The organism is Geodermatophilus sp. SYSU D01119 (assembly GCF_054049975.1).
Genome location: NZ_JBJGYL010000004.1, coordinates 93,004 through 116,681, shown reverse-complemented (window position 1 = coordinate 116,681; position 23,678 = coordinate 93,004). Strand labels below are relative to the sequence as shown.

Annotated in this window: 26 protein-coding genes and 4 tRNA genes; 8 read left to right on the top strand and 22 right to left on the bottom strand. The window is 75.5% G+C overall.

Annotated features, from left to right (window positions below; genetic code table 11):
- Positions 1 to 166 precede the first annotated feature (166 nt).
- The 14 genes from ruvB to ACI79X_RS04270 form a co-directional block, all read right to left on the bottom strand.
- The gene (ruvB, locus tag ACI79X_RS04335; protein ID WP_457024189.1) at positions 167 to 1,291 is read right to left on the bottom strand and encodes a Holliday junction branch migration DNA helicase RuvB; all 1,125 of its coding nucleotides are present in this window, start codon (positions 1,289 to 1,291) and stop codon (positions 167 to 169) included.
- On the bottom strand, positions 1,288 to 1,926 hold the full coding sequence (gene ruvA / locus ACI79X_RS04330) for a Holliday junction branch migration protein RuvA (protein ID WP_457024188.1): 639 nt from the start codon (positions 1,924 to 1,926) through the stop codon (positions 1,288 to 1,290). Before ruvA ends, ruvB begins: the two co-directional genes overlap by 4 nt.
- Positions 1,923 to 2,489, bottom strand: a complete 567-nt coding sequence (ruvC, locus tag ACI79X_RS04325; RefSeq protein WP_073422583.1) for a crossover junction endodeoxyribonuclease RuvC — start codon at positions 2,487 to 2,489, stop codon at positions 1,923 to 1,925. The genes ruvA and ruvC overlap by 4 nt, the downstream gene beginning before the upstream one ends.
- Before the next feature lie 117 nt (positions 2,490 to 2,606).
- Complete coding sequence (locus ACI79X_RS04320; protein ID WP_457024187.1) at positions 2,607 to 3,485, bottom strand: L,D-transpeptidase family protein; 879 nt, start codon at positions 3,483 to 3,485, stop codon at positions 2,607 to 2,609.
- Positions 3,486 to 3,642: 157 nt separating this feature from the next.
- Positions 3,643 to 4,395, bottom strand: a complete 753-nt coding sequence (locus ACI79X_RS04315) for a YebC/PmpR family DNA-binding transcriptional regulator (RefSeq protein WP_457024186.1) — start codon at positions 4,393 to 4,395, stop codon at positions 3,643 to 3,645.
- 113 nt (positions 4,396 to 4,508) lie between these two features.
- On the bottom strand, positions 4,509 to 5,048 hold the full coding sequence (locus ACI79X_RS04310) for a hypothetical protein (protein WP_457024185.1): 540 nt from the start codon (positions 5,046 to 5,048) through the stop codon (positions 4,509 to 4,511).
- Between the two features lie 11 nt (positions 5,049 to 5,059).
- Entirely contained in the window at positions 5,060 to 6,277 is a 1,218-nt protein-coding gene (locus ACI79X_RS04305; protein ID WP_457024184.1) for a glycosyltransferase family 4 protein, read from the bottom strand.
- Positions 6,277 to 7,212, bottom strand: a complete 936-nt coding sequence (locus ACI79X_RS04300; RefSeq protein ID WP_457024183.1) for a phosphatidylinositol mannoside acyltransferase — start codon at positions 7,210 to 7,212, stop codon at positions 6,277 to 6,279. Before ACI79X_RS04300 ends, ACI79X_RS04305 begins: the two co-directional genes overlap by 1 nt.
- The gene (pgsA, locus tag ACI79X_RS04295) at positions 7,209 to 7,841 is read right to left on the bottom strand and encodes a phosphatidylinositol phosphate synthase (RefSeq protein ID WP_457024182.1); all 633 of its coding nucleotides are present in this window, start codon (positions 7,839 to 7,841) and stop codon (positions 7,209 to 7,211) included. Before pgsA ends, ACI79X_RS04300 begins: the two co-directional genes overlap by 4 nt.
- A gap of 2 nt (positions 7,842 to 7,843) precedes the next feature.
- Positions 7,844 to 8,422, bottom strand: coding sequence for an HIT family protein (locus ACI79X_RS04290; protein WP_457024181.1), 579 nt, complete (start codon positions 8,420 to 8,422; stop codon positions 7,844 to 7,846).
- Positions 8,419 to 10,491 carry a threonine--tRNA ligase gene (gene thrS, locus ACI79X_RS04285; RefSeq protein WP_457024180.1) on the bottom strand — a complete coding sequence of 691 codons (2,073 nt, stop codon included), beginning with the start codon at positions 10,489 to 10,491 and terminating at the stop codon, positions 8,419 to 8,421. Before thrS ends, ACI79X_RS04290 begins: the two co-directional genes overlap by 4 nt.
- Before the next feature lie 101 nt (positions 10,492 to 10,592).
- Positions 10,593 to 11,126, bottom strand: a complete 534-nt coding sequence (locus tag ACI79X_RS04280; protein ID WP_457024179.1) for an MOSC N-terminal beta barrel domain-containing protein — start codon at positions 11,124 to 11,126, stop codon at positions 10,593 to 10,595.
- A gap of 20 nt (positions 11,127 to 11,146) precedes the next feature.
- Positions 11,147 to 11,527, bottom strand: coding sequence for an HNH endonuclease (locus tag ACI79X_RS04275; protein WP_457024178.1), 381 nt, complete (start codon positions 11,525 to 11,527; stop codon positions 11,147 to 11,149).
- A gap of 44 nt (positions 11,528 to 11,571) precedes the next feature.
- Positions 11,572 to 12,000: a hypothetical protein gene (locus tag ACI79X_RS04270; RefSeq protein ID WP_457024177.1), complete on the bottom strand. Its 429-nt coding sequence runs from the start codon at positions 11,998 to 12,000 to the stop codon at positions 11,572 to 11,574.
- A gap of 113 nt (positions 12,001 to 12,113) precedes the next feature.
- Between ACI79X_RS04270 and ACI79X_RS04265 the strand changes: the two genes are divergently transcribed.
- Positions 12,114 to 12,656: a dihydrofolate reductase family protein gene (locus ACI79X_RS04265; protein ID WP_457024176.1), complete on the top strand. Its 543-nt coding sequence runs from the start codon at positions 12,114 to 12,116 to the stop codon at positions 12,654 to 12,656.
- Between the two features lie 54 nt (positions 12,657 to 12,710).
- On the opposite strand, the gene ACI79X_RS04260 is transcribed toward ACI79X_RS04265, so the two are convergent.
- The 5 genes from ACI79X_RS04260 to ACI79X_RS04240 all read right to left on the bottom strand — a co-directional run bounded on the left by ACI79X_RS04260 (position 12,711) and on the right by ACI79X_RS04240 (position 15,698).
- On the bottom strand, positions 12,711 to 13,412 hold the full coding sequence (locus ACI79X_RS04260) for a VOC family protein (protein WP_457024175.1): 702 nt from the start codon (positions 13,410 to 13,412) through the stop codon (positions 12,711 to 12,713).
- Positions 13,413 to 13,547: 135 nt separating this feature from the next.
- Positions 13,548 to 13,619: transfer RNA gene (locus ACI79X_RS04255), tRNA-Val, on the bottom strand.
- Positions 13,620 to 13,645: 26 nt separating this feature from the next.
- The gene (locus ACI79X_RS04250; protein WP_457024174.1) at positions 13,646 to 14,110 is read right to left on the bottom strand and encodes a TIGR02611 family protein; all 465 of its coding nucleotides are present in this window, start codon (positions 14,108 to 14,110) and stop codon (positions 13,646 to 13,648) included.
- A gap of 14 nt (positions 14,111 to 14,124) precedes the next feature.
- Complete coding sequence (locus ACI79X_RS04245) at positions 14,125 to 15,060, bottom strand: anti-sigma factor domain-containing protein (RefSeq protein ID WP_457024173.1); 936 nt, start codon at positions 15,058 to 15,060, stop codon at positions 14,125 to 14,127.
- On the bottom strand, positions 15,057 to 15,698 hold the full coding sequence (locus ACI79X_RS04240) for a sigma-70 family RNA polymerase sigma factor (protein ID WP_457024172.1): 642 nt from the start codon (positions 15,696 to 15,698) through the stop codon (positions 15,057 to 15,059). Before ACI79X_RS04240 ends, ACI79X_RS04245 begins: the two co-directional genes overlap by 4 nt.
- 199 nt (positions 15,699 to 15,897) lie before the next feature.
- On the opposite strand from ACI79X_RS04240, the gene ACI79X_RS04235 reads away from it, so the two are divergent.
- The 4 genes from ACI79X_RS04235 (at position 15,898) to ACI79X_RS04220 (ending at position 16,701) form a co-directional block, all read left to right on the top strand.
- Positions 15,898 to 16,314, top strand: a complete 417-nt coding sequence (locus ACI79X_RS04235) for an SsgA family sporulation/cell division regulator (protein WP_457024171.1) — start codon at positions 15,898 to 15,900, stop codon at positions 16,312 to 16,314.
- Between the two features lie 76 nt (positions 16,315 to 16,390).
- Positions 16,391 to 16,463: transfer RNA gene (locus ACI79X_RS04230), tRNA-Gly, on the top strand.
- Positions 16,464 to 16,506: 43 nt separating this feature from the next.
- Positions 16,507 to 16,577, top strand: a tRNA-Cys gene (locus ACI79X_RS04225).
- A 49-nt stretch (positions 16,578 to 16,626) separates the two neighbouring features.
- Positions 16,627 to 16,701: transfer RNA gene (locus tag ACI79X_RS04220), tRNA-Val, on the top strand.
- A gap of 52 nt (positions 16,702 to 16,753) precedes the next feature.
- Here the strand turns inward: ACI79X_RS04220 and coaE are convergent.
- On the bottom strand, positions 16,754 to 17,365 hold the full coding sequence (gene coaE, locus ACI79X_RS04215) for a dephospho-CoA kinase (RefSeq protein WP_457024170.1): 612 nt from the start codon (positions 17,363 to 17,365) through the stop codon (positions 16,754 to 16,756).
- A gap of 157 nt (positions 17,366 to 17,522) precedes the next feature.
- On the opposite strand from coaE, the gene ACI79X_RS04210 reads away from it, so the two are divergent.
- Entirely contained in the window at positions 17,523 to 17,798 is a 276-nt protein-coding gene (locus ACI79X_RS04210) for a hypothetical protein (RefSeq protein ID WP_457024169.1), read from the top strand.
- A 154-nt stretch (positions 17,799 to 17,952) separates the two neighbouring features.
- On the opposite strand, the gene rpsA is transcribed toward ACI79X_RS04210, so the two are convergent.
- Positions 17,953 to 19,425, bottom strand: a complete 1,473-nt coding sequence (gene rpsA, locus ACI79X_RS04205; RefSeq protein WP_457024168.1) for a 30S ribosomal protein S1 — start codon at positions 19,423 to 19,425, stop codon at positions 17,953 to 17,955.
- A gap of 213 nt (positions 19,426 to 19,638) precedes the next feature.
- Between rpsA and ACI79X_RS04200 the strand changes: the two genes are divergently transcribed.
- Together ACI79X_RS04200 and ACI79X_RS04195 are read left to right on the top strand one after the other, a co-directional pair.
- Positions 19,639 to 20,499, top strand: coding sequence for a class I SAM-dependent methyltransferase (locus ACI79X_RS04200; RefSeq protein WP_457024167.1), 861 nt, complete (start codon positions 19,639 to 19,641; stop codon positions 20,497 to 20,499).
- A 73-nt stretch (positions 20,500 to 20,572) separates the two neighbouring features.
- A complete protein-coding gene (locus tag ACI79X_RS04195) occupies positions 20,573 to 20,824 on the top strand; it encodes a DUF4242 domain-containing protein (protein ID WP_457024166.1) in 252 nt (83 codons plus the stop codon).
- A gap of 66 nt (positions 20,825 to 20,890) precedes the next feature.
- Here the strand turns inward: ACI79X_RS04195 and polA are convergent, their stop codons facing one another.
- Entirely contained in the window at positions 20,891 to 23,629 is a 2,739-nt protein-coding gene (polA, locus tag ACI79X_RS04190; RefSeq protein WP_457024165.1) for a DNA polymerase I, read from the bottom strand.
- Positions 23,630 to 23,678: the final 49 nt, after the last annotated feature.

Genomic DNA, 23,678 nt, shown 5'->3' with positions numbered 1-23,678 from the left:
GGTGCCTCTCTTCCGCGCTCGCGTGCACGCGGTCGGTGCGGTCCGGGTCGGGACCGCTCGGGTACGTCGGCCGTGGCGCGCGGGCCGGCCCCCGCCGACACCGGGTCGCGGAGCCGGGACCCGTGCGGCCCGCGAGGGGCCGACTTGCGCGCCAGCGCCGATGAGTCTAGGCGTCGAAGAGGGGTTCCGACGACGAACCCGGGTCACGCGGGACGGCTGTGACACCACCGAGGGGGATCCCGCCGCGCGGCACCGGCCGCCCGAGGTGCCGCCAGGCCGCCTCGGTGGCCACCCGCCCGCGCGGGGTGCGGGCGAGCAGGCCGGCGCGCACGAGGAACGGCTCGCACACCTCCTCGACGGTGTGCGGCTCCTCCCCCACGGCGACCGCGAGCGTGCTGACGCCGACCGGGCCACCGTTGAACTTGGTGACCAGCGCGTCGAGCACCGCCCGGTCGAGCCGGTCCAGACCCAGCTCGTCGACGTCGTAGAGCGCCAGTGCGGCCCGGGCGACCGCGCGGGTGACCCGGCCGTCGGCCTCCACCTCGGCGTAGTCGCGCACCCGGCGCAGCAGCCGGTTGGCGATGCGCGGGGTGCCGCGGGAGCGCCGCGCGATCTCCGCCGACCCGTCGTCGGTGAGCTCGACGCCGAGCAGGTCGGCGCTGCGGGCGAGCACCTGCTGCAGCTCGGCCGGCTCGTAGAACTCCATCTGCCCGACGAAGCCGAACCGGTCGCGCAGCGGCCCGGTGAGCAGGCCGGCCCGCGTGGTGGCGCCGACGAGGGTGAACGGGTTGATCTCCAGCGGGATGGCGGTGGCGCCGGGCCCCTTGCCGACGACGACGTCGACGCGGAAGTCCTCCATCGCCATGTACAGCAGTTCCTCGGCGGGCCGCGCGATGCGGTGGATCTCGTCGATGAACAGCACGTCGCCGGGGCCGAGGTTGGACAGCATCGCGGCGAGGTCGCCGGAGCGCTCGATCGCCGGGCCGCTGGTGATCTTCACGGCGGTGCCGAGCTCGGAGCCGATGATCAGCGCGAGGCTGGTCTTGCCGAGGCCGGGCGGGCCCGACAGCAGCACGTGGTCCGGCGGCCGGCCGCGGCGCTTGGCGCCCTCGAGGACCAGCGCCAGCTGGCGGGCGACCTTGGGCTGGCCGATGAAGTCGGTGAGCGAGTGCGGCCGCAGCGCCGACTCGACCACCCGCTCCTCGTCGCCCGCCTGCGGCGAGACGCCGAAGTCGCGGCCGATGCCCTGATCGACCTCCCCGGTCAACGACCGGTCGAACGGCGCGCTCACGACCGGCCCAGCAGCTGCAGGGCCTGCCGCAGCAGCGACCCGACGTCGACCCGGCCGGTGGTGGTGAGCTGCTCGTCGGCGACCGGCGCCAGGGCGGTGAGCGCGGTGTCGGCCTCGCGGCTGGACCAGCCGAGCCCGACCAGCGCCGAGGACAGCTGGTCGCGCCACGGCGCCACCGGGGTGATCGGCGAGCCCGCGGCGGCCGGCGCCCCGTCGAGCGGCGTGTCGGTGGTGGTGGCGCCCAGCCGGTCGCGGAGCTCGAGGATCAGCCGCTCGGCGCCCTTCTTGCCGATGCCGGGCACCTGCATGAGGGCCTTGACGTCGGCCATCGAGACGGCGCGGCGGACCTCGCGCGGCGGGTGGATGGCCAGCACCGCCTGCGCCAGCCGCGGGCCGACGCCGTTGGCCGTCTGCAGCAGCTCGAACAGCTGGCGCTCGTCGTCGTCGGCGAAGCCGTACAGGGTCAGGGAGTCCTCGCGGACGACGAGGCTGGTGGCCAGGCGCGCCTGCTCGCCGACCGTGAGCCGGGCGATCGTGCCCGGCGTGCACTGCACCGACAGGCCGACGCCGCCGACCTCCACCACCGCGCCGTCGGGGCCGACGGCGGCCACCCGGCCGTTGACGCTGGCGATCACCGGGACACCCCCTGCCAGCGCGGCAGGGTCCGCTGCACGACCGGCGCGCCGATGCCGCCGGCGATCGCCGCGACCCTGAGCCGCTGCTGGGCCGGGCCGCGCCACACGTGGCAGACGGCCAGCGCGAGCGCGTCGGCGGCGTCGGCCGGCTTGGGGGCGGCCGCGAGGCCCAGCACCCGGGTGACCATGAGGGTGACCTGCTCCTTGTCCGCGCGGCCGTTGCCGGAGATGGCCGCCTTGACCTCGCTCGGCGTGTGCCAGGCGACCGGGCGGTCGGCCTGCGCCGCGGCGAGGGCCGCCACCCCGGCGGCCTGCGCCGTGCCGGTGGCGGTGCCCTTGTTGTTCTGGGTGAACACGCGCTCGATGGCCACCACGTCGGGCCGGTGCTCGCGCAGCAGCGCCGTCACCTGGGTGTGCAGCTCGAGCAGCCGCAGCTCCAGGTCGAGGTCGGCGGAGCTGCGGATGACGCCCACCCCGACCGCGGCCGGGCGCGCGCCGGGACGGCCGTCGACCACGCCCCACCCGCACCGGGTGAGCCCCGGGTCGATGCCGAGCACGCGCATGCCCGCCCCCTTCCTCCGAACGCCTGTTCGACGTCCACCGTAACGGTCCCCGACGACGGCGCCGCGGCGCAACACGCGGCGTGCAGGCGCGCGGGCGGCACCGGCTCGGGCTCGGTCTCAGGCGATGCCGATGGCCACCAGCGGGCCGGCCGCGGGGTCGAGCCACCGCAGCAGCGCCTGCAGCCGGCCGCGCTCGACCGCCACGCAGCCGGCGGTCGGCGCGCCGTTCGTCACGTGCAGGAAGAACGCCGACCCGGCGCCCGGCGTCCCGCCGCTGTTGTAGCCGATGACGACGGCGTGGTCGTACACGGCACCGGCGGCCAGCAGGTTCTCCCCCGCCCGCTCGTCGAAGGGGCAGGTGCCGGCGGCGCACCGGGCGTGCTGGTTGTACAGCGGGCTGGCGACGTCGGAGACCCACCAGTCCTCGGCGTCGACCTGCCGGTAGGGCAGGCCGCTCCCGGGGTCGGCGGCCCGGCCGAACGCCTCGGGCAGGGCGAAGGTGCCGGCCGGGGTGCGGGTGGAGCCCTCGCGGGCAGCGCCGATCCCGGCGGAGCCGACCCGGGCCGGCCACGGCCCGAGCACCGCCGTCCAGCCGGTCGCGCCGAGCTCCCAGGCGGTCAGCTCGGCGGTGGTGGCCCCGGAGGAGGCGGCGACGACGGTGACCACCTGCGCCGACCCGCCGGCGTCGACGTCGAGCGGCAGGACGCCGGGCGCGGGCTCGGCGGGCCGCTCCGCCTCCGGGGCGGCCGGGGCGGGCGCCGGGGCGGCCGCCACCTCGGCGACGACACCCCCGGCGGCCGGCGCGACCTCCGGCGGCGGGACGGCGGTCACGCGGGCCACCTGGCCCACCGCCGGGCGCCGCCCCACCGGCTCGGCGGCGGCGTCGGGGAGGCCGGCGGGCAGCAGGACGGCGGGCGTCCGGGTCGCGGCGACGACCGGCTCCGGCGGGGCGATCCCGCCGAGCACGCCGGCCCACAGCAGCAGCACGAGGAGCACGCGTGCGGCGCGTGCGCTCGCTCCGGCCACCTGGTCCCCGCGTCCCCCGGGCGCCGCGGCGTGCGGCGCGTCGGACCCATGCTCGGGCCGCGCGGGGCGCGGGGGCCGTCAGCGGCGGGGTGTCCGGGGCGGGTGAGACGGGCGGGACCGACCGGCCTCATCCGACGTTGGCGAGGACCTCGTCGGGGACGTCGTAGTTGGCGTACACGTTCTGCACGTCGTCGCAGTCCTCGAGCGCGTCGATGAGGCGGAACACCTTGCCGGCGCCCTCCTCGTCGAGCTCCACGGTCACGCTGGGCACGAAACCCGCCTCGGCCGAGTCGTAGTCGATGCCGGCGTCCTGCAGGGCGGTGCGCACCGCGACCAGGTCGGTGGGCTCGCAGACGACCTCGAAGGTGTCACCGAGGTCGCGGACCTCCTCGGCGCCGGCGTCGAGGACGGCCATGAGCACGGTGTCCTCGTCGACGCCGTCGGCCTGCGGCACGACGATGACGCCCTTGCGGGTGAACAGGTAGGACACCGAGCCCGGGTCGGCCATCGAGCCGCCGTTGCGGGTCATGGCGGTGCGCACCTCGGAGGCCGACCGGTTCTTGTTGTCGGTGAGGCACTCGATGAGCACCGCGACGCCGCCGGCCGCGTAGCCCTCGTAGGTGATGTTCTGGTACTCCACGCCGCCGGCCTCGGCGCCGGACCCGCGCTTGACCGCGCGGTCGATGTTGTCGTTGGGCACCGACGACTTCTTCGCCTTCTGGATGGCGTCGTAGAGCGTCGGGTTGCCGGCCGGGTCACCGCCGCCGGTGCGGGCCGCCACCTCGATGTTCTTGATCAGCTTGGCGAACAGCTTCCCGCGCTTGGCGTCGATCGCGGCCTTCTTGTGCTTGGTGGTCGCCCACTTGGAATGGCCGCTCACGGCTGTCCTCCCTCGTCCCGGCGCCCGGCACCGGAGCGCGGGCGGACCCGTCGATCCTACCGAGCGCGCCGCGGGCGCCGTCCCGGCCGCGGGGAGCGGGAGGCGGGGACGGGTCAGCCGCGGGGCGTGCCGGCGCCGAGCGGGACGGCGTCGAGGCCGTCCTCGACGTCGAAGAAGCGCGGCAGCGGGCGGTCGGCGTGCAGCCGCAGCAGCCGCGGCAGCCGGCGCTGGCGCAGCAGGTGGGTGTCGCGGACGGCGTCGTTGTAGAACCGCCGGGCCAGCCCCATCCGGGCGTCGGCCTCGGCCAGCGCGGCCAGCCGCGGGGCGGGCACGCCGGCGACCTCGCGGGGCAGCGCCCGCAGCTCCCGGCCGAGGGCGTTCTCCGCCAGCTCGCGGTCGCCCGCCTGCGGGTAGCGGGCGTCGTGGGCGGCGGTCTTGAGCCGCCCGGCCCGCTCCTCACCGAGCGCGGCGGAGTGCTCCGAGGCGAGGTCGGCGGCCAGGTCGGCGCGCTGCCGGAGCCGGTCGTCGAGCACGGCCCAGGTGCGGGCCACGCGGGCCTCCAGGCGGCGCAGGCGGGTGAGCGTCCAGGCGGTCCACGCCAGCAGCAGCGCGACGACCCCCGCGGCGAGGAGCAACCAGGCGTCGGGCGTCACGGACGCCCACGCTAGCGCCGGACGCGCCGCAGCAGGGACGGCAACACCCCGTCCGGGGAGCCCGGCGAGCCGGTGGCGGCGGCCAGCCCGGCGTCGTCGGCGGCGGTCACCTCGGCGCCGGGGGCGGCGACGGTCTCGTAGACGGCGAGCACGCGGCGGGCGACGACCTGCCAGTCGTAGGCGGCCGCGGCCTCCCGCCCGGCCGCCGACAGCGCCTGCCGGCGGGCCGGGTCTCGGAGCAGGTCCGACAGCGCCCGGGCCAGCGCCGGGGCGTCGCCGCGGCGCACCAGGACGCCGGCGGTGCCGTCCTCGAGGACGCGGGCGAAGGCGTCGAGGTCGCTCGCGACGATCGGCGCGCCGGCGGCCATCGCCTCGATGAGCACGACGCCGAAGCTCTCCCCCAGCAGGTTCGGCGCGCAGTAGACGTCGACCGAGCGCAGGAACGCGGCCTTGTCGGCCTCCGACAGCTCCCCGAGCAGGGCGACCGAGGGGCGCAGGTCCTCCCCCACCGCCTGGCGCAGCGCGTCGGGGTCGCCGCGGCCGGCGATGAGCAGCCGCGCGCCCGGGTGCTGGGCCACCACGGTGCGCATGGCCTCCAGCAGCACCGGCAGGCCCTTGCGCGGCTCGTCGTAGCGCCCGAGGAACCCCACGGTCGGGCCGTCGACCCCTCGGGCGGCCCCCGGCAGGGTCGGCCCCTCGGCGAAGAACGGCACGTGCACGCCGTTGGGGATGATCACCGCGTCGCCGCCGAGGTGCTCGACCTGCACGCGGCGGGCGAAGTCCGACACCGCGATCCGGCCGCTGATCTTCTCCAGCCACGGCCGCACCACCGGCCCCCACGCGGCCAGCCACTTCGACCGGACGGTGGCGGCGTGGAAGGTGGCCACGATCGGCCCGGTGGCGATCATGCAGACCAGCAGGCCGATCGACGGCGGCGCCGGGTCGTGCACGTGGACGACGTCGAAGTGCCCCTCGCGCAGCCAGCGGCGCACCCGCGCGGCCGAGACCGGGCCGAACTGCACGCTGGCCATCGAGCCGTTGTAGGGCACCGGGACCGTGCGCCCCGCGAAGGTGACCCACCGGTCGGGGAGCGACTCCTCGTGTTCGGCCGGGGTGAGCACCTCGACGTGGTGGCCGAGCCCGCGCAGGGTCTCGGCGAGGTCGCGCACGTGGTACTGCACCCCGCCGGGCACGTCCCACTGGTACGGGCAGACCAGGCCGATCCGCATCAGCGGCGCCCCGTGGTCGGCGGGTCGGGCGGCACGTCGGCCCAGACGCGGCCGAGCACGTGCCAGTCCTCGGGCGCCACCGCGAGGGCGTCGGTGAAGGCGTCGGCCACGCCCTGCATCCCCCTCGCCACCCGGTCGCGCAGGCGGCCGGGCCCGTCGACGCGCACCTCCGGCGAGACGGCGAACTCCCAGCCGCGCCCGGTGAACCGGCAGACGGCCGGGTGCAGGGCGGCGCCGGTCCTCGCGGCCAGCAGCGCCGGGCCGGCGGGCATCGTCGTCGGCCGGCCGAAGAACTCCACCGGGACCCCGCCGGGGCCGAGGTCGCGGTCGGTGAGCAGGCAGGCGAAGCCCCCGGCGGCGAGCTCCTCGCGCAGCACCGCGGAGCTGGGCCGCTCGCCCCCCGTGAGGGGCAGCACCCGGATGCCGAGCGACTCCCGGTAGTCCAGGAACCGCCGGTAGAGCGACTCCGGCCGGAGCCGTTCGGCGACGGTCGTGAAGGGCCCGCCCAGCCAGTCGACCAGCCACACGCCGGCGGCGTCCCAGTTGCCGCTGTGCGGCAGGGCGATGACGACGCCGCGCCCGGCGTCCCGGGCCCGCTCGAGGTGCTCCACGCCGGAGTGCGTGGTGCCGGCCACGATCCGCGCGCCGGGCAGCCGAGGCAGCCGGAACGCCTCCTGCCAGTAGCGGGCGTAGGACCGCAGCCCCCGCTCGGTGAGCGCGGCGAGCTCGGCGTCGTCGAGCTCGCCGCCGGTGGCCACCCGCAGGTTGGCGCGCAACTGCCGCACGCCGCGGCCGTCGCGCCGGGCGGCCAGGCGGCCGCCGGCGTCGAAGGCGCCCCGGGCCACCGGCTCGGGCAGCCACTGCACCGCCGTCCAGCCCGCGGCGTAGCCGAGGTCGGCGGCGCGCGAGGCGGCCCGGGCGCGCAGGCCGGTCACGGAGCCGGGGCGGTGGGGGTCAGGCTGCGGCCGCGGGCGCCGCGGTGCACGGCCACGACCCGCTGACCCACGGTCACCACCCCGCCGACGACGAGCAGCCACAGCCCGACGTCGACGGCGTACGGGATGCCCAGGCCGGTGAAGCCGGTGCCGGTGAGCACGAGGATCAGCCGCTCGGTGCGCTCGACCAGGCCGACGTCGCACGGGATCCCGACGCCCTCGGCCCGCGCCTTGATGTAGCTGGTGAGCACGCCGAGGGTGAGCCCGACGAGGGCCAGCAGCGCGAGCAGCCGGTCCTCGCCCGCGCCGGTGTACCACCACACGAGCGCCCCGAAGACGGCGGCGTCGACGGCGCGGTCGCAGGTGGAGTCGAGCACCGCGCCGAACGCCGAGCCCCCGCCGCGGGCGCGGGCCAGGGCGCCGTCGAGCATGTCGAGCAGCACGAACAGGGTGACGGCGAACGCGCCCCAGAACAGCACGCCGTGCGCGATGAGCGTGACCGCGGCGACGATCGCGCCGACGGTCCCGGTGACGGTGACCATGTCCGGGGTGACCCCGGCGCGCGCGAGGCGGGCGGCCACCGGCGCCCAGAACCGGCCGACGGCGGCGCGCGCGCCCGAGCCGAGCACCGTCAGCTCCCCGCGCCCGGCGCCGCGGCGTCCGGCCAGTGCCGGGCCAGCAGCGTGCGGGTCTCGGCGAGCACCTGCGGCAGCACCCGGGTGAGGCCGATCACCGGCATGAAGTTGGTGTCCCCGCCCCACCGCGGCACCGCGTGCTGGTGCAGGTGGTCGGCGATGCCGGCGCCGGCCACCGCGCCCTGGTTCATCCCGATGTTGAAGCCGTGCGCTCCGGTCACCTGCCGCACCACCCGCATCGCCGTCTGCGTGAACGCGCCCAGCTCGGCGACCTCGGCGTCGGTGAGGTCGGTGTAGTCGGGCACGTGCCGGTACGGGACCACCATGAGGTGCCCGGCGTTGTACGGGTAGAGGTTGAGGACCGCGAAGACCGTCTCCCCGCGCGCGACCACCAGGCCCTCCTCGTCCGGCATGGCCGGGATGAGGCAGAACGGGCAGTCGTGCTCGCCGGTGGGCTTGCCCGAGCCGCGGATGTAGGCCATCCGGTAGGGCGTCCACAGGTGCTCGAAGACGGTGGCGGGGCCGCCGTCGTCGCTGGAGACCGGGACGGAGAAGCCGTCCGGGCCGATGGTCACGGGGTCCCCGCGGGGACGTCGGCGGTCGGGTCGGCGTTGTGCCGGGCCCGCACCCAGGCGACGACGACGTCGACCGCCTCGGCGACCGGCACCCCGTTGCGCTGGCTGCCGTCGCGGTAGCGGAAGGACACCGCGCCGGCCTCGGCGTCGGTGGCGCCGGCGATGAGCACGAACGGCACCTTCTGCTTGCTGGCGTTGCGGATCTTCTTCTGCATCCGGTCGTCGGAGTCGTCGACCTCGACCCGGATGCCGTGCTCGCGCAGCCGCAGCGCGACGTCGGTCAGGTAGCCGACCTGGTCGTCGGTCACCGGGATGCCGACCACCTGCACCGGCGCGAGCCACGCGGGGAACGCGCCGGCGTAGTGCTCGGTGAGGACGGCGAAGAAGCGCTCGATCGAGCCGAACAGCGCGCGGTGCAGCATGACCGGCCGCTGGCGGGAGCCGTCGGCGGCGGTGTACTCCAGGCCGAAGCGCTCGGGCAGGTTGAAGTCGACCTGGATGGTCGACATCTGCCAGCTGCGGCCGATGGCGTCGCGGGCCTGCACGGAGATCTTCGGGCCGTAGAACGCGGCGCCGCCCGGGTCGGGCACGAGTTCGAGGCCCGAGTCCAGGGCCGCCTGGCGCAGCGCCTCGGTGGCCACCTCCCAGCTCTCGTCCGACCCCACGGACTTCTCCGGGTTGCGGGTGGACAGCTCGAGGTAGAAGTCGGACAGGCCGTAGTCGGCGAGCAGGCCCAGCACGAAGTCGAGCAGGCCGCGCAGCTCCCCGGCCATCTGCTCCGGGGTGCAGTAGATGTGCGCGTCGTCCTGGGTGAAGCCGCGGGCGCGGGTGAGGCCGTGGATGACGCCGGACTTCTCGTACCGGTAGACGGTGCCGAACTCGAACAGCCGCAGCGGCAGCTCGCGGTAGGAGCGGCCGCGGGACCCGAACACCAGGTTGTGCATGGGGCAGTTCATCGGCTTGAGGTAGTAGTCCTGCCCCTGCCGGCGCACGGTGCCGTCGGCGTCGCGCTCCTCGTCGAGCTGCATGGGCGGGTACATGCCCTCGGCGTACCAGTCGAGGTGGCCGGAGATCTCGAACAGCCGGCCCTTGGTGATGTGCGGGGTGTTGACGAAGGAGTACCCGCCCTCCTCGTGCCGCTGGCGGCTGTAGGCCTCCAGCTCGCGCCGGACGACGCCGCCCTTCGGGTGGAACACCGCGAGGCCGGACCCGATCTCGTCGGGGAAGCTGAACAGGTCGAGCTCGGCGCCGAGGCGGCGGTGGTCGCGGCGCTCGGCCTCGGCCACCTGCTCCAGGTAGGCCTTGTGCGCGTCGCGGCTCTCCCACGCGGTGCCGTAGACCCGCTGCAGCTGCGGGTTCTTCTCGCTGCCCCGCCAGTAGGCGGCGGCCGAGCGGGTGAGGCTGAACGCCGGGATGTTCGAGGTGCGCGGCAGGTGCGGGCCGCGGCACAGGTCGGTCCAGATGCGGTCGCCGGTGCGCGGGTCGAGGTTGTCGTACATGGTCAGCTGGGCACCGCCGACCTCGACGTCGGCCCCCTCGGCCGCCGGGTGGGCCGGGTCAGCAGCAGAGCCCTTCAGCCCGATCAGCTCGAGCTTGTAGGGCTCGTGGGCGAGCTCGGCGCGGGCGTCGTCGTCGCTGATCTCCCGGCGGGAGAAGCGCTGCCCGGCCTTGACGATCTGCTGCATGCGCTTCTCCAGCGCCCGCAGGTCCTCCGGGGTGAACGGCTTCTCCGGGTCGAAGTCGTAGTAGAAGCCGTTCTCCACCGGCGGGCCGATGCCCAGCCGGGTGCCCGGGAAGAGGTCCTGCACGGCCTGGGCGAGCACGTGCGCGGTGGAGTGCCGGATCACCGCGCGGCCCTCGGGGCTGGCGGCGGGGACGGGCTCGACCTCGGCGTCGCCCCCGGGGACCCAGGCCAGGTCGCGCAGGTCGCCGGTGGCCAGGTCGCGCACGACGACGGCGCCGTCGGGGCCCTTGAGCGGCACCCCGGCGTCCTTGAGCGCCTGCTCGGCCGTGGTCCCGGCCGGCACCCGGATCGGGGCGGTGACGGCGGGGGCGGGCGCGGCGGACACGGGGTCTCCTGGGGTTCGCTCGGGTGCTCGGGGCGGCGCCCGTGCGGACGGGCGCGCTCCGGCCAGCGTATCGACCGGCCCCGCGTGTTCCCGAGACCCGACTAGGTGGTGGTGACCTCGTCGCCGACCGCGACCGTCCCGGGCTCGGCCACCTCGGCGTAGACGCCCAGGCAGTGCCTCGGCAGCCGGGTGACCTCCAGCACGGCGGTGCCCAGCCGCAGCCGCCGGCCCACCCACGTGCGCTCGTCGTCCCCGGGCAGGTCGAGCACGAGGTTGGCCCGCGGGTCGTCGGCGCCGCAGCCGGCCGGGACGACGCCCGCGGCGGCGCGGTCGAGGGCCTGCCGGGACACCAGGTGCACCGCGGCGCCGCCGTCGGGCCGCGCGGTCAGCGGCTCCAGGCGCACCGGCCGGCCCAGCGCCGCGGTGAGGGCGGCGGTGTCGGCGCCGGGGTCGCCGGTGGGCGTGACGGCGGCCAGCTCCGGCGCGTCCTTGCCGCGCAGCACGCGCCCGCCGGCGTCGACGACGGCCGACGCGCGGTCGCCGGCCAGGCCGGCGGGGCCGACGTCGGCGCGCTCCAGCGGCGTGCCGGCGCAGCCGCGCACCGGGTAGACCGAGATGCCGACGACGGTGCCCACGGCTCCACGCTAGCCGCGGCTCAGGCGGCGGCGACCCCGCGGCGGCGCAGCCGGCGCAGTTGCGAGTCCAGGTAGGGCCGGGCCCGGCGCTGCCCGCCCCGCTCGGCGATGGCGGCGGACAGGTCCGCGAGCACGCGGGCCAGCCGCGCCTCGTCGGCCGGCCAGCCCCGGCGCAGGCACTCCTCGAGCCACTCCACCGGCGCGGTGTGCCCGCGCTCGCCGTTGCACCGCCCGCAGGCGGCCACCTCGTTCTCCAGCCACGACGGGCCGCCCTTGACCCGCGGCACGACGTGCTCGGTGGTCGGCGTGACCTGCCCGGCGAGCGCGCGCCCACACCAGATGCAGGTGGGGCCGTCGCGTTCCACGGCCGCGTCCAGGCGGGCGGCCCTGTCCAGTGCCATCTCCCCCATGGTGCGCCCGATCCGGGCGGAGGCGGCGGGTGCGCTCAGTCGCGCCGGCGGCGCCCGGCCACCCGGCGGCGGCGGGGCAGCACGGCCGCCATCACGGCGTTCTCCCGGCGCCGGCGGACGGCCCGGCGGAACCCCTCCCGGCCGGCGCTCGACCCCGGTGGGTACGCCGACCACACGAGCTCGCCCTCCCCCGGGTCGTCGCCGGCCCGCTCCCGCAGGCGGGCGAGGACCCGTCCGGCCAGCGCGTCGTCGGTCAGCAGGACCGCCCAGTCGTCGGCGGGGCGGCCCTCCTCGGCCAGCGCCTCGCCGATGCCCTCGAAGACGCCCGGGCCGAACGCCGCCAGCGCGAGGTCGCCGACGACGGCGTGCGCGGCGTCGACGGCCACCCCCGCCTCGAGCGCCACCTCCAGCTCGACGACGGCGCGCAGCGTGTACGGGTCGGGGCCCGGCCCGGTCGGCTCCACCGCCGCATCGTGCCAGGACGGCGGGTCCCGTACCGATGAGAAACGGGATCGGCCACTGTCTGACCCGACGAGAACGGCCGACAGGGCCGTCCGGGACCTGCGAGGAGCACGACATGGGCGTCATCCGGGTGCACGAGTTCACCACCGTCGACGGGGTCGTCGACGCGCCGATGTGGACCATCGACTACGGGTTCCCCGAGGACCTGGCCGCCTCGATCGGCGCGCTCACCGCGCCCGCGGGCGGCATCCTGCTGGGCCGCACCACCTTCGAGATGTTCGCGCCCGCCTGGTCCACCCGCACCGCCGAGGAGGACCCGGGGGCGCCGTTCTTCAACGACACGACGAAGTACGTCGTCTCCTCATCCCTGACCGACGCCGAGTCGGTCTGGCGGAACTCCACCGCGCTCGGCGGCTACGACGCCGGCCGGATCCGGGAGCTCAAGGCCGACCGCGACCTCTACGTCAGCGGCAGCGCCACCCTGGTGCGCGCCCTGGTCGCCGACGGCCTCGTCGACGAGCTGCACCTCTACGTCTACCCGGTCGCCGTCGGTGCGGGCATCCACCTGTTCCCCGAGGGCACGGAGCAGAAGCTCTCGCTGCTGGGTGTCGAGGCGCTGAGCAACGGGGTCGCGCACCTCACCTACGGCCCCGCCTGACCGGCGGCGTCCCCGAGGGCCGGGCTCCCCACCGGGGCCCGGCCCTCGGCGCGTTCACAGCAGGCGGAACTCGTTGCCGTCCGGGTCGGTGAGCTCCACCGCGCCGCCGGCGCCGGTGCCGGCCCGGACGGCGCCCAGGGCCCCCAATCGCGCGGCCTCCGCCTCCCGGTCGCCGTCGGCCGGCACGAGGTCGAGGTGCAGCCGGTTGCGGGCGGTCTTCGGCGGCAGCGGCGGCCCGCCCCAGGTGACCTTCGGCCCGCCGCGCGGCGACTGCACCGCCGTCTCCTCCCCCTCGTCCCACACGAGCGGCCAGCCCAGCGCGGCGGCCCAGAACAGCCCGGCGGCGCGGGTGCCGTCGCAGGCCACCGCCCCGACCGGCCCGCAGCCGGCGAGGAAGCGGTTGCCCGCCTCGATGACGCAGAACTCGTTGCCCTCCGGGTCGGCGAGCACCACGTGCTCCTCCTCCGGCAGCTGGCCGACGTCGAGGTGCCGCCCGCCGAGCGCCAGCGCCCGCTCCACCGTCGCCGCCTGCTCGCCGGGCGTGGCGCTGGTCAGATCCAGGTGCATGCGGTTGCGGCCCGTGCGGGGCAGCGCCGTCGGCAGGAAGCGCAGCCGCAGCCCCGGGTCCTCCTCCGGCGGCACGTCGACCCCGCCGGGCCCCTCGACGGTCTCCCGCCCGAGCAGGCCGGCCCAGAAGCGGGCCAGCGCGGCCGGGTCCTGCGCGCCGACGGCCAGCGCGTCCAGGTGGCAGGACATCCGCACTCCTCGGTCCGGGCGGGGACCCCGCCGCAGCCGGCGACGGTAGGCCGCCGGCGGGGTGGCGTCGACGCGTTTCCCGGGCCCGGGACGGCGAGAGCCCCGGACCTCGTGGTCCGGGGCTCTGCGCGGGTGTGGGCGATACTGGGTTCGAACCAGTGACCTCTTCGGTGTGAACGAAGCGCTCTACCACTGAGCCAATCGCCCGCTGCGCCGTCCATGATGCCAGACGGTCACCGCCAGAGTGGCACCCACCCCGGCACCCAGTCCGGCACGCCCGTCAGGTGCAGGGTCACGACCAGGACGCCGTAGACGAAGGCCGCCGTCAGCAGGCCGATGCCCAGCCGCACCCACACCGGCTGGCGGCCGACCCAGTCGGTCCAGGCACGGACGTGGCGCTTGGTGAACTCGAGCAGCCGCTCGGCCCACATGAACTCGGTGGCGAGCACGAACAGGCCGGCGATGACCGTCAGCCAGCCCGGGCCCGGCAGCGGGATGGTGGCCAGCCCGACGGCGACGACCAGCGCGCCGACGATGCCGACGCCCACCCGGTAGGCGTGGTCGATCGACCGGCGCGCGGCGATGCGGCGCCGCCACCCCGAGGCGGCGACCCGCTCGCGCAGGCTGTGGTGCCCGTCCTGCTCCCGCCGCGTCCCCGCGGTCGGTCCGGCCGACGCCTCCCGAGGGAGGGGCGGCACGGTCTCCTGTCCGCTCAGCTGCTCACCTGCCCGCTCGCGACCACGTCCGTCGGTTCCGACGGCATCTGACGGCCGGGCTCGATGCTGACGGCGTACGCCTCGTAGTCGTCGAGACCGGTCGAGGCGGAGCCTACGGCCCGGAGGTCGGTCTGTGGGGAGACCACGTCGAAGGTGCCGAGCGGCACCGGGTCGGCCGCGGTCATCCCCCACACGACGTAGGTGGTCCGGTCGCGGTCGTTGACCCCCAGCCCGTGCGTGACCACCTGCAGCTCGCCCTCGCGGGCGACGACCGTGGCGACGTCGTGGCCGTCGTCGTCGGTGACCGGCGCGATGGTGGCGCGCCCCGGCTGCAGCAGCGACTGCACGACGTCGGCCTGCTCGGCGGCGGCCGCCCGCGCCTCGTCGCGCGCGGAGCTGAGGACGACGTTCCAGGTGCCGAGCGCCAGGATCGCGGCGACCGCGGCCGCGACGAGCGCGTTGGGCAGCACCCGGCGCCACGCGGTTCGCGCGGGGCGCTCCTCCCCCGCCGGCGGCGGCACGTAGCCGGGGAAGCCGGTGGCCCGCGTGGCCCCGCCGGCACCGGGGACGTCGGTGCGGCGCCGCCCGCCCGCAGGACCCGGGACCGGCCGCGGCGCGCTCGCCGGGGTGCCTGCCGGGCCGGGGGACACGGCGCCGGGCTCGCCGGCCGCCGACGGCGGGGGCGGCACCTGCTCGGTGCGCTCCACGGCCTCGCGCAGCCGGTCGCGCAGGCCCTCCGACGGCTCGGCCGGCGGCAGGTCGCCCGCCAGGGCGGCCATCACCTCCGAGGTCTCGGCGACGGTGCGCGCGCACCGCGTGCAGCCGGCCAGGTGCGGGGCGAAGCGCGCCTCGTCCTCCGGCTCGAGCGCGTGCAGCGCCCAGCCGACGGCGAGCTCGTCGAATTCCTCGTGGTCGTCGTGCCGCGGGCTCACCGCGCACCCCCGTCGACCGCCGCGGGACCGCTCAGCGCGCCACCGGCCGTGGCGCCGGCGACCGCGCCGAGCTCCTCCTTGAGCCGCCGCATACCGGCGAGCATGCGGGTCTTGACCGTGCCCAGCGGCGCGCGGGTCAGCGCCGCGACCTCCCGCTGGGTGTAACCGCCGTAGTACGCCAGGGTCAGCGCCTCCCGCTGCGCGTCGGGCAGCGCGCCCAGCGCCGTGCGCACCCGCTCGGACACGACCCGGCTCCACGCCTCGTCCTCGACGTCGGAGGCGGTGGTGGGGGCGGTGAGCGCCAGGTCGTCCTCGGCGCGCGCCTGGCGGCGCCGGTGGGCCTCCTCGCGGCGGACGGCGTCGACGGCCTTGTGGTGGACCATCGCCATCAGCCAGGAGGAGAAGCTGCCGCGCGCCCGGTCGTAGGCCCAGGGGTCGCGCCAGACGCTCAGGAACACGTCCTGGACGACGTCCTCGGCGAGGGTGTCGTCGGCGAGGATCCGCCGGGCCAGCGCGAAGGCCGGACGGCGGAAGCGGTCGTAGAGGTCGTCGACGGCGCCGCGGTCCCCCGCGCGCACGCGCAGCACGAGGTCGGCATCGCCGGAGTCGCCCTCCGGTCGTCGTGCCGGACGCGTCACGGCTCCCATGGTCACACGCCGCGTTCGCTGCGCGGAGCCCTGCCGGTTCACCGTCGCCCGTGTCCGTCCGGCCGGTCCCGGGGACCTCACCCGTCCGTGCGACACGCCCGGGCGCACCTCGGCGCAACATCCGGCGTCCCCGGTCGTTCTAGTTGTCATGGACCGCGACAGGGCGCACCGCTCTTCCCCGGGGTACTCCGTGCCGACGACGCTGCACCTGGTCGGCCCGACGTCGTGGACCGAGGTCCCCGCCGTCCTGTCGTACGCGGTCGGCGACCCCTTCGCCGTGCGGATCGGCTTCGGCGAGCCCGGGGAGCCGGCCGACGACGGCATCACCTGGCTGCTGGGCCGGGAGCTGCTGGCGGCGGGGCTGGAGCGGCCGGCCGGTGACGGCGACGTCCGGCTGTGGCCGGCGCGCACCAGCGGCGACGTCCTGTACCTGCACCTGCGCGCGCCCTCGGGCGAGGCGCTGTTCGAGCTGTCGCGCGCCACGGTGGCGGCGTTCCTGCAGCAGACCGAGGCACTGGTGCCCTCCGGCCAGGAGACCGCGGCCCTCGACGTCGACGAGGAACTGGCGGCCCTGCTGTCCGGAGGAGCCGATCCGGGGGCCCGCTGACCCCCGGGGGGACCCCCCGTGAAACCCCCCGGGAACGTCAGGTAGTGTTCTCCCTGCACGACAGCAAGACAGCAACGCGGACGTGGCTCAGTTGGTAGAGCATCACCTTGCCAAGGTGAGGGTCGCGGGTTCGAATCCCGTCGTCCGCTCGGGACCTCGGGCGCTGGTCGCGAGACCGGCGCCCGTGTGTGCGGTGGAGTGGCCGAGAGGCGAGGCAACGGCCTGCAAAGCCGTCTACACGGGTTCAAATCCCGTCTCCACCTCGCCTCCACGCCGAGCGCGGTGGAGCGGGCCGGTCACCGCACCGGACTCGGGCGATTGGCTCAGTGGTAGAGCGCTACCTTGACACGGTAGAGGTCACTGGTTCGAACCCAGTATCGCCCACCAGCACGAGAGCCCCGGACCACCAGGTCCGGGGCTCTCGTCGTCCCCGGGGGTCTCAGGAGCGGTCCCGCTCCCTCGTCGCCGGCACCACCCGCTCGGCCCAGAACCGCTCGACCTGCGCGGCGAGCGCGTCGGGGGTCCCGCTGTTGTCCAGCACGACGTCGGCCACGGCCCGGCGCTGCTCGTCGGTCGCCTGCGCCGCGATGCGGGCCCGGGCGTCCTCCTCGGTGAGGCCCCGCAGCAGCAGCCGCGCCACCCGTGTCTCGAGGTCGGCCTCGACGACGAGGACGAGGTCGTACTGGCCGGCCTGTCCCGTCTCCACCAGCAGCGGCACGTCCTGGACGACGACGGCGTCCTCCGGAGCCCGCGCGACCACCTCCTGGGCGCGGGCGCGCACCAGCGGGTGCACGATGCCGTCGAGGCGGGCCCGCGCCTCCGGGTCGGCGAACACGATCGAGGCCAGCGCGGCGCGGTCGAGGGCGCCGTCGGCGGTGCGCACACCCGGGCCGAAGGCGCCCACGACGGCCGCCAGGCCCGGGGTCCCCGGTTCCACGACCTCGCGGGCGATCCGGTCGGCGTCGACGACCACCGCCCCGCGCGCGGCCAGCAGCGCCGCCACCGTGCTCTTCCCCGACCCGATCCCGCCGGTCAACCCGATCCGCAGCACGCACGGACCGTAACGACCGCGCCGGGGGCGGTCACGGACGGGTAACACCCGTCCCGTGCGCACGGCGCGTCGCACCAGTCACACGCGCCACTCCTCATAACGTCCGCCCCGTCGCTTCCCCATGGAGGGGGACGCAGCCGAGAGAGGCAGGCACCCGATGTCGCAGTCCCGCACCGCCGTCGCGACGGCCCCCACCGGTCCCCGCACCCCGGGACGGCACCGGGCGGAGCGCGCGGGCGGCATCCGGGTCACCGACCTGCCGGCCGTCCGGGAGCGCCTCGTGGCGAACACCGCCGCGAACCCGGCGCCCGCCCGCCGCACCTTCCTGCGCTGGCTGCTCGACGCCGCTCCGGCCGGCCGGCACACCTGGTCGTCGCTCGCCGCGGCCGGTGGCCGCCCGCGCTCGGCCTTCGCCATCATCCTGAGCCTCTGAGCCCGCAGGGCCCCCGCCGCGGGGCCCTGCGACGGACCGGGTGCCCGCCCGGACGGGGACGGCGGGCGGGCACCCTCCCCGCACACGACAGAGGCCCAGGACCTCGCGGGTCCTGGGCCTCTGTCGTCGATCAGACCGTCAGCCGGTCAGCGGGTCACTCCCCGCCGGCGAGCTTGGCGCGCAGCGCGGCGAGGGCCTCGTCGCTGGCCAGCGTGCCACCGGTGCTCGCACCGCTGTCACCGGCCGGCGCGTCGCCACCGGAGCTGTAGTTGCCCCCGGCAGCGGCCTCGGCGTCGGCCTCGCGGGCCGCGGCGATCTGCTTGCGGTGCGCCTCGAAGCGGGCCTGGGCCTCGGCGTACTGCCGCTCCCACGTCTCGCGGGCCTCGTCGTAGCCCTCGAGCCACTCCCCGGTCTCCGGGTCGAAGCCCTCCGGGTAGATGTAGTTGCCCTGCTCGTCGTAGGAGGCCGACATGCCGTAGGCGGCGGGGTCGAACTGCTCCTCGTCGCCGATGACGCCCTCGTTGGCCTGCTTGAGCGACAGCGAGATGCGGCGCCGGTCGAGGTCGATGTCGATGACCTTGACGAGGATCTCGTCGCCGACCTGCACGACCTGCTCCGGGATCTCCACGTGGCGCTCGGCCAGCTCGGAGATGTGGACCAGGCCCTCGATGCCCTCGTCGACCCGGACGAACGCACCGAAGGGCACCAGCTTGGTGACCTTGCCGGGCACGACCTGGCCGATCTGGTGCGTGCGGGCGAACTGACGCCACGGGTCCTCCTGCGTCGCCTTCAGCGACAGGGAGACCCGCTCGCGGTCGAGGTCGACGTCGAGGACCTCGACGGTGACCTCCTGCCCGACCTCGACGACCTCGGACGGGTGGTCGATGTGCTTCCAGGACAGCTCGGAGACGTGCACGAGGCCGTCCACGCCGCCCAGGTCGACGAACGCGCCGAAGTTGACGATCGAGGAGACGACGCCGGTGCGCACCTGGCCGCGGGCGAGCTTGTTGAGGAACTCGCTGCGGACCTCGGACTGCGTCTGCTCCAGCCACTGCCGGCGGGACAGGACGACGTTGTTGCGGTTCTTGTCGAGCTCGATGATCTTGGCCTCGAGCTCGCGGCCCACGTAGGGCTGCAGGTCGCGGACGCGGCGCATCTCGACCAGCGAGGCGGGGAGGAACCCGCGCAGGCCGATGTCGAGGATGAGGCCACCCTTGACGACCTCGATGACGGTGCCGGTGACGACCTCGTCGGCTTCCTTCTTCGCCTCGATCGTGCCCCAGGCGCGCTCGTACTGGGCGCGCTTCTTGGACAGGATCAGGCGGCCTTCCTTGTCCTCCTTCTGGAGGACGAGGGCTTCCACCTCGTCGCCGACCTTGACGACCTCGTTGGGGTCGACGTCGTGCTTGATGGACAGCTCGCGCGAGGGGATGACGCCCTCGGTCTTGTAGCCGATGTCCAGCAGCACCTCGTCCCGGTCGACCTTGACGATGACGCCTTCGACGATGTCGCCGTCGTTGAAGTACTTGATCGTCTGGTCGATCGCGGCGAGGAAGTCCTCGGCGGTGCCGATGTCGTTCACCGCGATCTGGGGGGTGCTGGAAGGACGGACCTGGGTGGAGGTCATGTGGTCGAGTGCTCCGGACGGGGGATGCGTAGGGACGGGGGTGTCGCGGCCGGGTGACCGCGGATGCGGGGAGAGCCGGCGCGCGCCGATCCCTTGCGGGACAGCACTGACAGACCTCAGGCGCATTCCCATGGTACGGACGCGGGCGCGCGCGGGTCCACCTGGGTGGGCGACCTCTGCCGGTCGGCCGCGGCGTGTCACGCTGGGCGTGTCATGATGCCGCCCCCCGCGCTCCCCCTCGGGCCCGACGGCTACCCCGCCGCGGGCGGGGTCGAGCGCCGCCCGGCCGGGACGGCGGAGTCATCCCGGGCCAACCGCGGCTGGTGGGACGCCGCGGCGCCCGCCTACCTCGCCGAGCACGGCGCCGACCTCGGCGACGTCGACTTCCTGTGGTGCCCGGAGGGGCTGCGGGAGGCCGACGCGCACCTGCTCGGCGACGTCGCGGGGCGGCGGGTGCTGGAGGTCGGCTGCGGGTCGGCGCCGTGCGCGCGCTGGCTGCGCCGGGCGGGGGCCGACGTCGTCGCCCTGGACCTGTCGGCCGGGATGCTCGCGCGGGCGGCGGAGCTGGGGCGCAGCACCGGCACGCCCGTCCCGCTGCTGCAGGCCGACGCCGGTGCGCTGCCGCTGGCCGGCGCGTCGTTCGACGTCGTCTGCTCGGCGTTCGGCGGGCTGCCGTTCGTGGCCGACGTCGAGGGGGCGCTCGCCGAGGTGGCGCGGGTGCTGCGGCCCGGCGGGCGGTTCGCCGCCTCGGTGAACCACCCGTTCCGCTGGCCGCTGCCGGACTCCCCCGACCCCGACGACCTGCGGATCGTGTCGTCCTACTTCGACCGGCGGCCCTACGTGGAGACCGACGGCGCCGGGCGGACGGTCTACGTCGAGCACCACCGCACGGTCGGCGACTGGGTGCGCGCCGTCGTCGGGGCCGGTCTCGTGCTCGACGACCTGGTCGAGCCGGAGTGGACGCCCGGCCGCACGCAGGAGTGGGGCCAGTGGTCGCCGGCCCGCGGCGCCCTGGTGCCCGGCACGCTGGTCCTCGTCGCGCACCGGAACGAGACCGGACGCCGCAGGACGTAGCCCCGCCCCGCGCCCCGGAGCAGACTTCGCGCCGTCGTCCGGCACGTCCGGGGCCGGCGGCCGAGGAGGCGACATGCCGCTGTACATGGACGTCCACCACAAGGTCGACGGCCTGACCGCCAACGCGGTCCACGGGGCGCACCAGCGCGACCTCGAGGTCCAGGGGAAGTACGGCGTCCGGTACGAGAAGTACTGGTTCGACGAGGCGTCGGGCAAGGTCTTCTGCCTCGTGCACGCCCCCGACGCCGAGGCCGCGGCGGCGGTGCACCGCGAGGCGCACGGGCTGGTCGCCGACGAGATCACCGAGGTGAACGAGGGCAGTTGAGGGCGGGCCCGCGGTCGCCGCACCCGGCACGTCCCGGGTGCGGCGTCCCTGACCTCGACCTGAGGTCTAGTGCGCGGCGGCGTCCCAGCTGCTGCCGACACCGACCGAGACCTCCAGCGGCACCGACAGCTGCGCGGCGCCGGCCATCTCGCGGCGGACCAGCGCCTCCAGCGCCTCCCGCTCCCCCGGCGCCACCTCGAGCACGAGCTCGTCGTGCACCTGCAGCAGCATCCGCGAGCGCAGGCCCTCGGCCTCGATGCCCCGCTCGACGCCGAGCATGGCCACCTTGATGACGTCGGCCGCCGAGCCCTGGATCGGGGCGTTGAGCGCCATCCGCTCGGCCATCTGCCGCCGCTGGCCGTTGTCGCTGGTGAGATCGGGCAGGTAGCGGCGCCGGCCGAGCGTGGTCTCGGTGTAGCCGCGCAGCCGGGCCTCCTCCACGACGCCGTCGAGGTAGTCGCGGATGCCGCCGAAGCGCTCGAAGTAGGCGTGCATCTGCCCGCGCGCCTCCTCCGGGGTGATCCGCAGCTGCTGCGCGAGCCCGTAGGCCGACAGCCCGTAGGCCAGGCCGTAGCTCATCGCCTTGATCCGCCGCCGCATCTCCGGGTCGACCTGGTCGATCGGGATGTCGTAGGCCCGCGAGGCGACGAAGGAGTGCAGGTCCTCCCCCGAGGTGAACGCCTCGATCAGCCCGGCGTCCTCCGACAGGTGGGCCATGATCCGCATCTCGATCTGGCTGTAGTCGGCCGTCATCAGCGTCTCGTAGCCGCCGCCCACCACGAACGCCTGCCGGATCCGCCGGCCCTCTGCGGTGCGGATCGGGATGTTCTGCAGGTTCGGGTCGGTCGAGGACAGCCGGCCGGTGGCCGCGATCGTCTGCTGGAACGTCGTGTGGATGCGGCCGCCGTCGTCGACCATCGGGATCAGCCCGTCGATGACCGTGCGCAGCCGGGTGACGTCGCGGTGGCGCATCAGGTGCTCGAGGAAGGGGTGCCCGGTCTGCGCGAGCAGCGAGGTGAGCGCCTCGGCGTCGGTGGTGTAGCCGGACTTGATCTTCTTCGTCTTCGGCAGGCCCAGCTCGTCGAACAGCACCGCCTGCAGCTGCTTGGGCGAGCCGAGGTTGATCTCGCGGCCGATGACGGCGTAGGCCTCGGCGGCCGCGGCGGCCACGCCCTCGGCGAACTCGCGCTGCAGCTCGGTGAGCAGGTCCATGTCGACGGCGATGCCGCGCTGCTCCATGCGGGCGAGCACCCGGGTGAGCGGCAGCTCCATCCCCTCGAGCAGGTGGTCGCCGCCCTTCTGGCCGAGCACCTGCTCGAGGGCGTCGGAGAGGTCGTTGACCGCGACGGCCTTGAGGACGTCGGCGTGCGCGGCCTCCGCGGCGAGGTCGGCCTCGGTCGGGCCCATCCCGTCGAGCGTCATCTGGCTCTCGGGCTCGGCCGCGTCCTTGAGCTCGCGCTTGAGGTAGCGCACCGAGAGGTCGGCGAGGTCGAACGAGCGCTGTCCGGGGGTGGCCAGGTAGGCCGCGAGCGCGGTGTCGCTGACCAGGCCCTGCAGATCCCAGCCGCGCGCCCACACCGCGAGCAGCGGCCCCTTGACGTCGTGGGCGACCTTCTCGACGGCGGGGTCGGCCAGCCAGCCGGCCAGCGCCTGCTCGTCGGCGGCGTCGAGGTCGGGACCGAGGTCGACGAAGACGGCGTGGTCGTCGCCGGCCGCCAGCGCGATCCCGGTGAGCTCGCCGGTGCCCCGGCCCCAGGTGCCGCGCAGGACCACCCCGGTGCGGCCGGTGCGGGCGTGCGTGTCCAGCCAGGCGCCCAGCCCGCCGGGGGCCAGCTCGTCGGCGGTGACGTCGAAGCCGCCCTCCACCTCGGGCTCGGCGCTGCTCAGCGTGGCGAACAGCCGGTCGCGCAGCACCCGGAACTGCAGGTTGTCGAAGAGGGTGTGCACCTCGTTGCGGTCCCAGGCGCGGACGGCGAGGTCCTGCGGGCCGAGCTCGAGGGACACGTGCCGGTCGAGCTCGGTGAGCCGCCGGTTCTGCAGCACCGAGGACAGGTGCTCGCGCAGCTTCTCCCCGACCTTGCCCTTCACCGTGTCGACCCGGTCGACCAGCTCGTCGAGCGAGCCGTACTCGCGGATCCACTTGGCCGCAGTCTTCTCCCCCACGCTCGGGATGCTGGGGAGGTTGTCGCTCGGGTCGCCCCGCAGCGCCGCGAAGTCGGGGTACTGGACCGGCGTCAGCCCGTACTTGGCCTCGACCTCCTCCGGGGTGAACCGGGTGAGGTCGGAGACGCCCTTGCGCGGGTAGAGGACGGTGACGTGCTCGTTGACCAGCTGCAGCGCGTCGCGGTCGCCGGTGCAGATGAGCACGTCCATGCCCTGCTCGACGGCCTGCACGGTCAGCGTGGCGATGACGTCGTCGGCCTCGTAGCCGGGCGCGGTGATCACCGGGATGCGCAGCGCCGCCAGCACCTCCTGGATGAGGCTGACCTGGCCGCGGAAGTCGGTCGGGCTCTCGCTGCGGTTGGCCTTGTACTCCGCGTAGATCTCGCTGCGGAACGTCTGCCGGCCGACGTCGAACGCGACGGCGAGGTGCGTGGGCTGCTCGTCGCGCAGCACGTTGATCAGCATCGACGTGAAGCCGTAGACGGCGTTGGTGGGCTGGCCCGTCGTCGTGGAGAAGTTCTCCACGGGCAGCGCGAAGAACGCGCGGTAGGCCAGCGAGTGCCCGTCGAGGAGCAGCAGGCGCGGCCGCGTCCCCGGACTCGTGGGGGCGGTGGGCGCGGGGGTGGTCACCGGAGCGGACATCGCCGTCGATCCTAGGTCCGCGGGACGACGTCCCCGGCCCCTGCCGGGA